Source organism: Sphingomonas sp., assembly GCF_024508665.1.
In the GTDB taxonomy this organism is placed as follows: Bacteria; Pseudomonadota; Alphaproteobacteria; order Sphingomonadales; family Sphingomonadaceae; genus Sphingomonas.
In genome coordinates this window covers 434,700-447,797 of record NZ_JANINP010000006.1, presented here as the reverse complement: position 1 = coordinate 447,797, position 13,098 = coordinate 434,700, and the positions used below count along the sequence as shown (strand labels likewise).

The 13,098-nt window shown below is 65.5% G+C and carries 9 protein-coding genes; 7 read left to right on the top strand and 2 right to left on the bottom strand.

Annotated elements, in window-relative coordinates; genetic code table 11:
- Positions 1–8: 8 nt before the first annotated feature.
- Complete coding sequence (locus Q0L25_RS11075) at positions 9–2,744, bottom strand: TonB-dependent receptor (protein WP_296614206.1); 2,736 nt, start codon at positions 2,742–2,744, stop codon at positions 9–11.
- A gap of 234 nt (positions 2,745–2,978) precedes the next feature.
- Here Q0L25_RS11075 and Q0L25_RS11070 point away from each other — a divergent pair, with 234 nt between their 5' ends.
- The 3 genes from Q0L25_RS11070 to nagA are packed head-to-tail and all read left to right on the top strand — an operon-like array spanning position 2,979 to position 5,915.
- Positions 2,979–3,713: a GntR family transcriptional regulator gene (locus tag Q0L25_RS11070; protein ID WP_296614204.1), complete on the top strand. Its 735-nt coding sequence runs from the start codon at positions 2,979–2,981 to the stop codon at positions 3,711–3,713.
- 34 nt (positions 3,714–3,747) lie between these two features.
- Positions 3,748–4,755, top strand: a complete 1,008-nt coding sequence (locus tag Q0L25_RS11065) for an SIS domain-containing protein (protein ID WP_296615681.1) — start codon at positions 3,748–3,750, stop codon at positions 4,753–4,755.
- Positions 4,752–5,915 (top strand): N-acetylglucosamine-6-phosphate deacetylase, encoded by a 1,164-nt coding sequence (nagA, locus tag Q0L25_RS11060; RefSeq protein ID WP_296614202.1) that lies wholly within the window; start codon positions 4,752–4,754, stop codon positions 5,913–5,915. Before Q0L25_RS11065 ends, nagA begins: the two co-directional genes overlap by 4 nt.
- A 162-nt stretch (positions 5,916–6,077) precedes the next feature.
- On the opposite strand, the gene Q0L25_RS11055 is transcribed toward nagA, so the two are convergent.
- Positions 6,078–7,052, bottom strand: a complete 975-nt coding sequence (locus Q0L25_RS11055; RefSeq protein WP_296614200.1) for a cupin-like domain-containing protein — start codon at positions 7,050–7,052, stop codon at positions 6,078–6,080.
- Positions 7,053–7,164: 112 nt separating this feature from the next.
- On the opposite strand from Q0L25_RS11055, the gene Q0L25_RS11050 reads away from it, so the two are divergent.
- The 4 genes from Q0L25_RS11050 (at position 7,165) to Q0L25_RS11035 (ending at position 13,094) form a co-directional block, all read left to right on the top strand.
- Positions 7,165–7,767, top strand: coding sequence for a TetR/AcrR family transcriptional regulator (locus tag Q0L25_RS11050; RefSeq protein WP_296614198.1), 603 nt, complete (start codon positions 7,165–7,167; stop codon positions 7,765–7,767).
- A 354-nt stretch (positions 7,768–8,121) separates the two neighbouring features.
- A complete protein-coding gene (locus tag Q0L25_RS11045; RefSeq protein WP_296614196.1) occupies positions 8,122–8,523 on the top strand; it encodes a hypothetical protein in 402 nt (133 codons plus the stop codon).
- The gene (locus tag Q0L25_RS11040) at positions 8,520–9,785 is read left to right on the top strand and encodes an efflux RND transporter periplasmic adaptor subunit (RefSeq protein WP_296614194.1); all 1,266 of its coding nucleotides are present in this window, start codon (positions 8,520–8,522) and stop codon (positions 9,783–9,785) included. Before Q0L25_RS11045 ends, Q0L25_RS11040 begins: the two co-directional genes overlap by 4 nt.
- A 114-nt stretch (positions 9,786–9,899) precedes the next feature.
- Positions 9,900–13,094, top strand: coding sequence for an efflux RND transporter permease subunit (locus tag Q0L25_RS11035; RefSeq protein ID WP_296614192.1), 3,195 nt, complete (start codon positions 9,900–9,902; stop codon positions 13,092–13,094).
- Positions 13,095–13,098 lie beyond the last annotated feature (4 nt).

Below are 13,098 nucleotides of genomic sequence, written 5' to 3'. Positions count from 1 at the left end.
GCGACAGGTCAGAAGTGGACTTTGCCACCGACCCAGAAGGTGCGGCCGTTGTTGTAATAAGCGCGCGGGATCGAGGGGTCGCCGACGAAGTAATAGAGCTTGTGGTTGAACAGGTTCTGCGCGTCGGCGGTCAGCGCGAAATTCTTGGTCAGGTTGATCGTCAGCGAGCCGTCGAGCGTGCCGAAATCGGCCTGCCACATCGGCGTCGAGCGATCGATGCCCGAGCGGAATTTCGACCGGAAGGTATAAGCGAAGCGCGTCGAGATCAGCGAATTCTCGTAATAGGCCGTGACATTGAACGTGTGCTTCGAATTGCCGTCGATGACGCCCCCATCCGCCGCCTTGGCATCGGCATAGGTATAGTTCGCCATCAGGCCGAACCCGCCATAGATCGGCTGCTGCCAGTTGACCTCGACGCCCTTGTTGGTGCCGCCCCGGCCATTGACCGGGCCGGTGATCAGGAAGTTCGCCCCCGCGGGGTGCTGCTGCGTGATCAGGAAGCGCGTGGTGGTGGTCGAGGTGATGTATGAGTCGATGTCGAGATAGAACAGGTTGACCGAGAACAAAGCCTCTTTGGCGTAATAATATTCCGCCGCCAGGTTGAACTGCCATGCCCGCGTCGGGTCGAGATACGGGTTACCGCCGGCATTGCCGGTCAGCGCGAGGTCGCTGACGGTGAACGCACCGGCCAATTGCGCATAGCCCGGCCGCGTCATCGTCTTCGCGACGCTCGCGCGCAGCAGCAGGTTGGGCATCGCATTGAACGTCAGGTTGGCGCTCGGCAGGATGTCCCAATAGCTACGCTTCACCTCGACCGTCCCGCACGTGCCGCAGAAGATGCTCGTCGCGTTGGCGACCAGCGCGTTGGGCGAATATTGCAACGTGTTGAGATCGGTATGGACGGCGCGGACACCGATGTTGCCGCGCCAGCTGCCGTCCTGGCTGCCGAGCTTTGCCATGGCATAGACCGCCTCGGTCTTTTCCTTCACCGAGAAGCTCGCCTGCGGATAGAAAGCGAACTGGCGCCCGCCATTGGTCGCGAGCTCGGCCAGAACCTTGTCCTTGTCCGCGATCGAGTAAGGCGGGAAATCGACGAGCCCGTCGAGGAAATTGTCGGGCGTCGTCCCACCGGCATAGACGGTGCCGAGGCCGACCCCCTTGGTGCCCGAATAGAGGCCGTTTCCGGCCCAGGCATAGGCCGTATAATTCAGCTCGCGCGTATGGTCGGTATAGCGGCCGCCAATCTTGATCGACTTCAGGAAATCGCCGTCGAACTTGTACTCGGCATCGGCGCGGACATAGGTCTCCTTGTCGGGCGACACGATGCGGCCGCCCCACGACCAGCTGTAATAATTGTTGAGATACGCGGCCGACTTCGGGTCGGTCGGCAGGCCCGGATAATTGACCGTCGCGCCCTTGCCGGCGAGCGCGTAATTGACGCCGGTGTCCCAATAGGTTTCCCAGGCATAGGTGTCCTTGGTAGCCCCCTCGCCCTTGGTGTAGCCGACCTCTCCCGACAGTGTCAGGCGATCCGTCGGTTTCCACGTGGTCTCGAGGTTGATTACCCAGGTCGACGAATAGGCGTCGCGGAAGATGTCGTCCTGGACGCGGCCCTGGATCGGGTTGCCGCTGGCGTCGAGCTGGCTCCACGACGCCGCGGTGAGATAACCGTTGGTGACGGTATACTGGCCGAGGGCGTTGGTCGGCGACCCCGGCGTCGAATTATTGCCGATCACGCGGCTGATCCAGGCCATCGAATTGCGGTTGACGTTGTTGGCGTCCATCCGCGTGTAGATGCCGTTGAGCGTGACCTCGAACTGGTCGTTGGGCTTGTATTGCAACGCGGCGGTGCCGCCCTTGCGGACGCGCTTCTGGCTGAAATAGGCCGCGCCGATCAGGTTCGGCGCGGTGACCGTCTGACCGGTGCCGGCGAAATTGTTGTAGGTGGTGTAACCGAGGAATTCCTGGCCATCGCGACGGAACTCGCGCTCCTGGTAGAAGCCGGCGAGCAGGATGCCGAAGGTCCCGTCCTGGTTCTTCCAGCTGTACAGGCCCGATACCTGCGGCTTCACCTTGTCGGCGAGGTCGTTGTAATTGGCCTGCGCGGTCAGGCTGAACGAGTTAGCCGGCAAATCGAGCGGCTTGCGGCTCGACAAATTGATCGTGCCGCCGATGCCGCCTTCGACCAGATCGGCCTCGGATGATTTGAACACTTCCAGCTTGCCGACGATTTCCGACGGCAACAGGCTGAAATCGAAGCTGCGGCCGCCGCTGGTCTGGTCGAGCACGAACCAGTCGCCGGTCGCGACCGAATGGCCGTCGAGCAGGGTCAGGTTGAGCGTCGGATCGGTGCCGCGGATCGAGACCGACTGGTTCTCGCCGAACCCGCCGGCATTGGCCGATCCGGTGACGACGTTGACGCCGGTCAGGCGGCCGAGCGAATCGGCGACGTTCTTGTCGGGGAACTTGCCGATGTCCTGGGCGGTGACGACTTCCGACAGCATGTCGTTATTGCGCTTGGTGTCGAGCGACGCCTGGATCGAGGCGCGGATACCGCTGACGACGATGTCGTTGCTCTGATCCTGCGGATCGGCGCCGGCGGTTTGACCGCTACCGCCGTCGGCGGGGGCCGCCGCAGCCACCGGAGCGGTCTGCGCAAAAGCAGGCGCCGCCATAGTCAGCGCGAGCGCGCTTGCGGTACAGGCGAACATTGCCCGATGCTTCTTGGCTTGGAACGTGACCATGATCTTCCCCTTCAACCCCTGGATTGGACTGTACCAAAGTACGACCAACTTTCGCTGTTCACCCTGTCCGATCTCATTTTCGGCCCGGATCAGGTCTGTTGCGGATGACATAAAGGCGTATTGGTCATTAAATTGCAATACCAAAATCAATACCAGTGTATTCATTTCATACTTTGGTATTGAAATGGCATTATCCGATGGCTTAAGGAACGTCGCGTAAGGGGGTTGTCCGCCATGTTCGTCGATCGCGTAGGAAAACTGCCGGAAGGGGATACCGCGCCGCTGTACCAGCAGTTGCAGCGCGTGCTGCGCGTCGCGATCGAGCGGCAGGTGCTGGCGCCCGACGAGGCGCTGCCGCCCGAGCGGGACCTCGCCCAGGCCTATAACGTCTCGCGCGTCACCGTGCGCAAGGCGCTCGACGGGTTGGTCGATGCGCGGATGCTGACCCGGCGCCAGGGCGCTGGCACCTTCGTCGCCGCGCGCGTCGAAAAGAATTTTGCGACCATCTCGTCCTTCACCGAGGACATGCAATCGCGCGGCCGCGTGCCGCATAGCGAATGGCTGGCCCGCACAGAAGGCACTGTCGCGCCGGAAGAGGCGATGGCGCTGGGCCTCAGCCCGGGCAGCCAGGTTTATCGCTTCACTCGCATCCGCTATGCCGATGGCGTGTCGATGGCGCTCGAATATGCGACCGTACCGGCGAGCTCGCTGCCCGGGCTCGAGGCGGTGACCGAATCGCTCTACGACGCATTGGGCGCCGACCGCCCGGTGCGCGTGCTGCAGCGTTTCCGGGCGGTATTGTTCACCGACGAACAGGCCGAGTTGCTGGCGATCCCGCGCAATTCGCCGGGGCTCGAGATCGAACGCCGCGGCTACACCCAGGATGGCCGTACGGTCGAATTCACCAAATCATGGTATCGGGGCGATGCTTACGACTTCGTCGCCGAACTCAATGTCCCCCCAGCCTGAGATTTCCGTGCCCCTCCTTCCCCAGAATACACTGATGTTCGCCGAAGCCGCCGAAGCGGCGACCGCGGTCGCGCGCCAGGCGATCCGGCAGCGCGACACGCGCATTGCCTTGGCCGCGGCGCTGCGGCAGGACCCGCCGCGCGCGGTCGTCACCTTGGCACGCGGCAGCTCGGACAATGCCGCTACAGTTGCGCGCTACCTCGTTGAAACACATCTGCGCTTGCTGACCAGCTCGGCCGCCCCTTCGGTTTCGTCGGTGTATGAATCAGCGCCCGATTATGCCGGCACCCTGATGCTGGCAGTCTCGCAATCGGGTCGCAGCCCCGATCTGATCGCCGCCGCCGAGATGGCCAAGGCGGGCGGCGCGCGCCTTGTCGCTCTGGTCAACGACGAAAGCTCGCCGCTCGCGGCGTTGGCGGACACGTTCCTGCCGCTCGCCGCCGGCCCGGAAAAAAGCGTCGCCGCGACCAAATCGTTCATCACCAGCGTCGCCGCATTGGTCCATCTGATCGCAGACTGGGCGGAGGATGGCGAGTTGCTCGCCGCGCTCGATGGCCTGCCGGGCTTGCTGGAACAGGCCTGGACACTCGATTGGTCGCCCGCGCTCGAACCGCTGCGCAACGCCGCCAATCTCTATGTCGTCGCGCGCGGCCCCGCCTTCGGCATCGCCCAGGAAATGGCCCTCAAGATCAAGGAAACCTGCGGCTTCCATGCCGAGGCATTCAGCGCCGCCGAAGTCCGCCATGGTCCGATGGCGATCGTCGAAAAGGGCTTTCCGGTCCTGCTGCTGGGCCAGGACGACGAATCGCGCGACAGCGTTGCCGACCTCGCGCCGGAATTCGCCGAGCGCGGCGCGCTGGTGCTCAGTGCCGGATTGAAGGACGCGCCCGGCCTGAGCCTGCCGAGCCTCGACGCGCATCCGGTGCTCCAGCCTTTATTGCTCGTCCAGAGCTTCTACCGCCTCGCGAACGCGCTCGCCGTCACGCGCGGCCGCGATCCCGACCGCCCCCCGCATCTCGCCAAGGTAACCGAAACGGTATGACCCGCACCGCGCTCACCAATGCCCGCGTGCTGCTGCCGTCCGGCCTGCGCGATGATGTCTGCGTCGTGATCGGCGATGGCGAGATTTGCGCAATCTCGTCCGCTCCGCCGCAGGATGCGCGGATCGTCGATCTCGGCGGCCATTCGCTGCTTCCCGGCTTCATCGACACTCAGGTCAATGGCGGCGGCGGGCGATTGTTCAACGACGATCCCAGCATCGAGACGATCCGCGTCATCGCGGAAACGCATCGCCGCTATGGCACGACCGGCCTGTTGCCGACCTTGATCAGCGACGATCTCTCGGTGGTCGAAGCCGGCATCCGCGCAGTCGATGCCGCGATCGACGCCGGGCTGCCCGGCGTGCTCGGCATCCATATCGAGGGGCCGTTTCTGTCGAGCGCGCGTCACGGCATCCATTCGGTCGACAAGCTCCAGCCGCTCAAGGACGATTATCTCGACCTGCTGACCTCGGCCAGGCGCGGCAAGACGATGGTCACGCTGGCACCGGAATGCGCCACCCCCGCGCAGATCGCGCACCTCGTTGCAAAGGGCGTCGTCGTCAGTGCCGGCCATTCGGACGCTCGCTACGAAACCGTCCGCGCCGCGATCGACGCCGGCCTGACCGGATTCACGCATTTGTTCAACGCCATGTCGCAGCTCGCCAACCGCGCGCCGGGCATGGTCGGCGCCGCGCTGGAGAATGATTCGACCTATGCCGGCATCATCGCCGACGGCCATCACCTCCACGACGCCACGTTGCGCGTCGCGGTCCGCGCAAAGGGACAGCATCGTCTGATGCTGGTGACCGACGCCATGCCCAGTGTCGGTAGCGACGAGCCGCGCTTCATTCTCCAGGGTCGCGAGATCTGGCGCGATGGCGACACGCTGCATGGCGCCGACGGCGTGCTCGCGGGGTCGACCCTGACCATGGCAGGCGCAGTCAAGGGCATGGTCGAGCGCGGCCGCGTTTCGCTCGCGGCGGCGGTAGCGATGGCCTCGGCGACGCCGGCGGCATTCCTGGGAGTGAGCGGCCGGACCGGCACGATCGCGGCCGGCTTGCGCGCGGACCTGGTGCTGCTCGACGACGATTACACCGTGCGCGAGACGTGGATTGGTGGTCAGGCAAGTGGGGTCGTCCAGACCGCGGCCGTCGCTACATAAACTCCCCTCCCTGCAAGGGAGGGGCCGGGGGTGGGTGCGCGCAAAGCGCGTCTGCGCGCGCTCAACGAATCTCGAGCCGTTCGCTAAAACAGCATCGGACGAGGCATCGAGCCTCGCCCGACACTTACCCACCCCTAACCCCTCCCTTGCAGGGAGGGGAACTTACCGCGACATCATCTGTCCCAGTTGCCGCCGCACCCTGGCCTTGCTCTCCTCGCTTAACGACCCGCGAATGCCGCGCCGCTCCTCCGGCACGTGCTGCGGCACGCCGCCGAACACGAATTCGTCAAACATCGCTCGCCACGCCGCGCGCTGATTTTCGGGCAGGCCGGAGAAGGCCAGGATCGCGTGGACCATCGCATCGAGCGGCGCCAGCCCCGGCTGCGGCGGTGGCGCCTCGTCCCACCAATAATTGACCAGGATGCTCACAGGATCGAGCGAGCGGACATGGTGCCACCACATATGCGGAATGAACAGCGCATCGCCCGGCTCGAGTTCGGCGATCTGGGCGTGCGCCATCGCCTCGCGCGCCAGCGGGAAGCGGTCGAAATCGGGTTCGTCGGGATCGAACAGACCGATCGGCGTGCCCGCCGGGGTAAATTCGATCGGACCGATGTAGAGATTCGCGACTTGATCGGGCGGAAACAGGGTGAAACGCCGCCGCCCCGCCATCACCACCGCGATATTGCTGTTCATGTCATGATGCGTGGCGACCCGCACACTATTGCCGATCCAGATACGCGGCGCCACGCCCGCCGGCGCCAGCGGCATCGGGTTCTCCGCTGCGAAGCCAGGCAGTGCCCCGGGCACCATTACCGCTTGCGCCGCGATCGCCGGTGGCGATGACACTCGCGCCGCGGTGTCGAGGTGCGCAAACAGCCGGGCGAGCGTGGCCGAGTCGCGGGTGAAGGTCAGCGCCGACATGTCGGGGGTGTACGCCAGGCGTCCTTCCGCATCGGGTGGCGCAATGGCGATTCCGATCGGACCGCCGCTATCGAACTTGGCCAGATAGGCGCCGGGATCGGGCGCCCGAACGGCTGGCCAGTCTGCGGCGATACCCCGGAAAACCGCCGGATTCGTGCGCTGAGCCAATGGGATGGCCGCGACCGGCGCCAATTCTTCGACCCTGTTCGTCATCGCGTGACTATGCCGGGAACGATCGCGCACTGACAACCGTGCGTGGCAGGCCCAGGCTGGGTAGGGAGCGCGTCTGGACAAACTCCCGCCGCGTAATTATCTACCGAGCGATATGGAAACTGCCGTCCTCCGTGGCCGCCCCCGCGAATTCGACGTCGATCAGGCGTTGACGGCGGCCCTGCGCGTGTTCTGGAGCAAAGGGTATGAGGGCGCGTCGATGACCGACCTCACCGATGCGATGGGAATCACTCGCCCGAGCCTCTATGCCGCGTTCGGCAACAAGGAATCCCTGTTCCGCAAGGCGCTGGATCTCTACGAGCGCGAGAAGCTCTGTTACATGGGCCAGGCCCTCGAAGCACCGACCGCGCGCGGCGTCGCGCAGCGCTTGCTCCAGGGCAGTCTGCAAAACCAGACGAGCGGTGACGATCCCCGCGGGTGCCTTGGCGTCATCAGTTCGGTCGCCTGCGGGGCGGAGGCCGATTGCATCCGCCAGGAAGTGCTCGAACGCGGCAGGATTGCCCACCAGGCGCTAATCGAGCGAATGGAGCGTGCGATCGCCGAAGGCGATTTCAACGCCCCGGTCGACCCTGAGGGCATCACCAAATATCTCACCGCGATTCTTCAGGGCATGGCGGTCCAGGCCGGCGCGGGCGCCTCGCGCGAGGACTTGCAGCGACTGGTCGACACCACGCTGGCGATGTGGCCGAGCCGCTAGGCTCGCCACGATTGACAAGCCCGGCTTTACGCCGCATTGCAAAAAATATCGCTCGGTACAGAATTTTCCCTTGAACCGTTCCATGCAAGTTTCTATACTGCTCGGTATAGAAGATGGACGGTCCTCCCCAGGGCGTCCTTCGGATTGAAGGGAAGAGACCGCATGAACGGCCGATCGGACATCCGCCTCTAGCGTTTGCGTAAACAGGAATGAGCCTTCGCCCACGGTGCCGATGCGGTGCCGGAGCGCGCGACTCGTCACAATCATATCGGATCACCCCGGCGACGACCCCATCGCCGGGCCTGGGCCGCCGCACGCCCCCTGCGGCGGCCCCAACAATAAGGAGGACACGCCATGGCCTATCTCGAATTCGCCCCCGCCGGCGGCGGCGCGCTGCTCGACCGGTCCCCCGTGGCACCCCGCAGCTTCACGCCGAAGCCGGCCGATTTCTCGGCGCTCGAATGGCAGGTGATCAATCTTGCCCAGCTCGACCGGCTGTCATCGATCCATCGCCCCGGAGCGCTCGCCCGCGCCTTCCGCTGGGCATTCGGCGGCGTGGTCAAGACGGCCTTGTCCGATCCCCGGCTCGAGGCGTTGCGCCGCATCGCCGTATTGAGCTGGTATCGCGGCTTCTCCGTCGCACCCGCCGAAGTCCGCGCCTTCCTCGCCGCCGGCTTCACGCTCGATCAGTATGAAGCCCTGCTTTTCCGGATCAACGCGATCCGCACCAATCTTCCCCGGAGCTTCCGCCGATGAACATGATCGCCCCGATCAACGACGATACCAATGCGCAGCCGCTCGACGGCACCGCGTCGGGCCGCAGCCCGATGTGGCAGCGCGCCGCTTGGGTCGCCGCGCCGATCGCCTTGCTCGCCGCCGGCTACGGCTTGGTCCATCGCTCGGCACCGGCCATGGCCGCGCCGCCGCCACCGACGGTTACCGTCGCCACTCCGCTCGAGCGCGACGTCACCGAATGGGACGATTATGTCGGCCGGTTCGAGCCGAGCCGTTCGGTCGAGGTGCGCCCGCGCGTTTCGGGCGCGGTGACCGCGATCCATTTCACGGATGGCCAGATCGTCCGCGCCGGCCAGCCGCTCTTCACGATCGACCCGCGTCCTTATGCCGCCGCTTTGGCCGAGGCACGCGCAGGCGTCGCGACGGCCAATAGCGACCTCTCCCTGGCGCGGGCCGATTATGACCGCGCATCGCGGCTGGTCGATGTCGACGGCGTGTCGAAGAGTGAGCTCGATCGCTTGCGCGCTCGCGTCCAGGCGACCACCGCCGCGCTCGCCGCGGCTCAGGCTCGGGTTCGTGCCCGCGCGCTCGACGTCGAGTTCACCGTTGTCCGGGCGCCGATCTCGGGCCGAATCTCCGACCGCAAGGTCGATGCCGGCAATCTGGTCGCGGCGGGCGAAGGCGCCAATGCGACGCTGCTGACCACGATCAACGCACTCGACCCGATCTATTTCAGCTTCGACGGATCGGAGGCCTTATTCCTCAAGGCCAAGCGCGCCGGTGCCGGCACCGCCTCGCCGATCGAGGTCAAGCTGCAGGACGAGAGCGATTATCGCTGGAAGGGCAGGCTCGACTTCACCGACAACGGGCTCGACATGAAGTCGGGGACGATCCGCGGCCGCGCCGTGCTTGACAATCCGAACCTGTTCCTGACCCCCGGCATGTTCGGCAACATGCGGCTGGCGACCGGTGGCCGTACCCGTGCCTTGATGGTGCCCGACACCGCGATCGTCACCGACCAGGCGCGCAAGACGGTGTTGGTCGTCGCCAAGGACGGCAGCGTCGCCGCCAAGCCGGTCCAGCTCGGTCCGGTCGTCGATGGTCTCCGCGTGATCCGCGGCGGGCTCGCGACGAACGACCGCGTGGTGATCGTCGGCACGCAAATGGCGCAGCCGGGGACCAAGGTGCAGACGCTCGCCGGCAAGATCGCGCCTGTGGCCCCTGCCGCCGCGCCGCCCGCTCCGTCCGCGCCACCGGCGGGTCAAGCCACGCTCGCCCAGTAAGGCCAAATCCTCCGCTCGCCCCGAGCTTGGCAAAGGGCAACGAGCCTTAGTCGGCTCGGCGCGACCGGAGCGAAATCCCGACCTTTTCGCCTCTTTCTTCGAGGAACAGGAATCATGCGCCTGTCGCGCTTCTTCATCACGCGCCCGATCTTCGCCGCGGTCATCGCGGTGATCATCACCATCATCGGCGCGATCGCCTGGATCAGCCTGCCGGTGTCGCAATATCCCGACATCGTGCCGCCCACCGTCACGGTCAGCGCCTCCTATCCCGGCGCGTCGGCCGAGACCGTCGCGGAGACCGTCGCCGCGCCGATCGAGCAGGAGATCAACGGCGTCGACAACATGCTATACCAGTCGAGCCAGTCGACCGGTGACGGCAACGTGACGATCACCGTCACTTTCAAGATCGGCACCAATCTCGATGCCGCGCAGGTGCTGGTGCAGAACCGGGTCGCGATCGCGGTGCCGCGCCTGCCCGAGGAAGTGCAGCGTCTCGGCGTCGTCACGCGCAAGACCTCGCCCGACTTCCTGATGGTGGTGAACCTCGTTTCGCCGGACAATTCGCTCGATCGAGGATATCTCTCCAATTACGCGCTGACCCAGGTCCGCGACCGGTTGAGCCGCATCGACGGCGTCGGCGACGTCCGGCTGTTCGGCAGCCGCGATTATGCGATGCGCGTGTGGATCGACCCAAATCGCGCCGCCGCGCTCAACCTGACCGCGGGCGAGATCGTCCAGGCGCTCCGCGCGCAGAACGTCCAGGTCGCCGCCGGCTCGCTCGGCCAGCCGCCTTATGCCCAGGGCAACGCCTTCCAGTTCAATGTCGAGACACAGGGACGGCTGACCGATCCGGCGCAATTCGCCAATGTCGTGATCCGCTCGGACCCCGATGGCCGCCAGATCCGCGTCTCCGACGTCGCCCGGGTCGAGCTCGGCGCCGCCGATTACAATTCCAACACCTATCTGTCGGGCAAGCCGACCGTCGTGCTGGGCATCTTCCAGCGCCCCGGATCGAACGCGCTCGCCGCCGCCGAGAAGGTGAAGGCGGAAATGGACGCGATGTCGGCGAAATTCCCCAAGGGTCTCGCCTATAGCGTGATCTGGAACCCGACCGACTTCATCCAGCAATCGGTCACCGCCGTGATGCACACCTTGCTCGAGGCAATCGTGCTGGTCGTGCTGGTGATCGTCGTCTTCCTCCAGAAATGGCGCGCCGCGATCATCCCGGTGGTGGCGATTCCGGTCTCTCTGATCGGCACCTTCGCGGTGCTGGCCGGGCTCGGCTATTCGCTCAACAATCTGTCGCTGTTCGGGCTAGTGCTGGCGATCGGCATCGTGGTCGACGACGCGATCGTCGTGGTCGAGAATGTCGAGCGCAACCTCGAACACGGACTCAGCCCGTTGGAGGCGGCGCGCACTTCGATGGACGAAGTCTCGGCCGCGCTGGTCGCGATCGTCCTCGTGCTGTGCGCGGTGTTCGTGCCGACCCTGTTCCTCACCGGCCTGTCGGGCGCTTTTTACCAGCAATTCGCGGTCACGATTACCACCGCGACGATCATCTCGCTGATCCTGTCGCTCACGCTCTCGCCCGCGCTCGCCGCCTTGCTGCTGCGCCCGCGCGACGAGGAAGCCAAAGGCGGCCGCCTGCACCAGCTCGCCATGGCCGCGGGCGATCGCTTCAACCGCGGCTTCGAGCGGCTGAGCAATGGCTATGCCCGCCTGACGGCGCGACTGGTCGCCAAGCCGAAGCGGATGATGACCATCTATGCCGGCCTGATCGCCGCGACCGCCGCTTTGTTCTGGGCGACGCCAACCGGCTTCATCCCGGCGCAGGACCAGGGGTACTTCCTGACGGTGATCTCGCTGCCGCCCGGCGCCTCGGTCGAGCGCACCGACGCGGTGATGCGCAAGGTCGCCGACCGCATCCTGCCCTTGAAGGGCGTCAAGGGCGCGGTGATGCTTGCCGGGTTCGACGGGCCGTCGCAGACGCTCGCCCCCAATTCGGCAGCGGCGTACATTCCGCTGAAGTCGTTCGAGGATCGCGAGAAACTCGGGGTCACGCTCGCCAGCATCATGGGCGAAGCGCGCAAGGCGACCGCCGACATCAACGAGGCGCGATTGCTGATCGTGCCGCCGCCGCTGATCCAGGGGATCGGCTCGGCGGGCGGCTATCGCCTGATGGTCGAGGATCGTGGCGGTCACGGCTATGCCGATCTCGCCGCCAAATCTTACGGGCTGATCGGCAAGGCCAACCAGACGCCGGGGCTGAACCAGGTCTATACCTTCTTCGACACCAACACGCCGCGCGTCTTCGCCGATATCGATCGCGCCAAGGCCGACCTGATCGGCGTACCGCCCGAGCGCGTGTTCGAAGCGCTCAACGTCTATCTCGGCTCGGCCTATGTGAACGACTTCAACCTGCTGGGACGCACCTATCGCGTCACTGCCCAGGCCGATGCCCCGTTCCGCGCGACCGTCGCCGACATCGCCAACCTCAAGACCCGCTCCAATTCGGGCGAGATGGTGCCGATCGGATCGGTCGCGAATTTCAGCGACCGCACCGGCCCATACCGCGTCGTGCGCTACAACCTCTTCCCTGCGGTCGAGGTCGATGGCGACACCGCGCCCGGTTACTCGTCGGGCCAGTCGTTGAAGACGTTCGAGAAGCTCGCTGCCGACAATTTGCCGGGCGATTACGGCACCGAATGGACTGGTATCGCCTTCCAGCAGAAAGCCGCGGGCAGCACCGCGGGCGTCGTCTTCGCGCTGGCGGTGGTGTTCGTCTTCCTCGTGCTGGCGGCGCAGTACGAAAGCCTCGTCCTGCCGCTGTCGATCATCCTGATCGTGCCGATGTGCCTGTTGGCCGCGATGGTCGGCGTGAACCTGCGCGGCATGGACAATAACGTCCTGACCCAGATCGGCTTGGTCGTTCTGATCGCCCTTGCGGCGAAGAACGCGATCCTGATCGTCGAGTTCGCCAAGCAGGGCGAGGAGCAGGAAGGTCTGAGCCCGGCGCGAGCCGCGGTCCAGGCGGCGCAGACTCGCTTGCGGCCGATCCTGATGACCAGCTTCGCCTTCATCCTCGGCACTGTGCCGCTGCTGATCGCGAGCGGCGCGGGGTCCGAGCTCCGCCAGGCGCTGGGCACCGCGGTGTTCTTCGGGATGATCGGCGTCACTGCCTTCGGCCTGCTGTTCACCCCCACTTTCTACGTCGTGTGCCGCGCGCTGGGCGATCGCATCGCCCGCGCGCGCGGCAAACGGCCTGCCGCCGGCCCGGACCTGTCCGGTTCGCTGCAGCCGGCCGAATGAGGAA

Excerpts from the sequence above, each read along its gene's own strand:
- Q0L25_RS11040 (WP_296614194.1), top strand. The coding sequence starts at position 8,520 with ATGAACATGATCGCCCCGATCAACGACGATACCAATGCGCAGCCGCTC.
- Q0L25_RS11035 (WP_296614192.1), top strand. The coding sequence starts at position 9,900 with ATGCGCCTGTCGCGCTTCTTCATCACGCGCCCGATCTTCGCCGCGGTC.
- Q0L25_RS11045 (WP_296614196.1), top strand. The coding sequence starts at position 8,122 with ATGGCCTATCTCGAATTCGCCCCCGCCGGCGGCGGCGCGCTGCTCGAC.
- nagA (WP_296614202.1), top strand. The coding sequence starts at position 4,752 with ATGACCCGCACCGCGCTCACCAATGCCCGCGTGCTGCTGCCGTCCGGC.
- Q0L25_RS11065 (WP_296615681.1), top strand. The coding sequence starts at position 3,748 with ATGTTCGCCGAAGCCGCCGAAGCGGCGACCGCGGTCGCGCGCCAGGCG.
- Q0L25_RS11050 (WP_296614198.1), top strand. The coding sequence starts at position 7,165 with ATGGAAACTGCCGTCCTCCGTGGCCGCCCCCGCGAATTCGACGTCGAT.
- Q0L25_RS11055 (WP_296614200.1), bottom strand. The coding sequence starts at position 7,052 with ATGACGAACAGGGTCGAAGAATTGGCGCCGGTCGCGGCCATCCCATTG.
- Q0L25_RS11070 (WP_296614204.1), top strand. The coding sequence starts at position 2,979 with ATGTTCGTCGATCGCGTAGGAAAACTGCCGGAAGGGGATACCGCGCCG.
- Q0L25_RS11075 (WP_296614206.1), bottom strand. The coding sequence starts at position 2,744 with ATGGTCACGTTCCAAGCCAAGAAGCATCGGGCAATGTTCGCCTGTACC.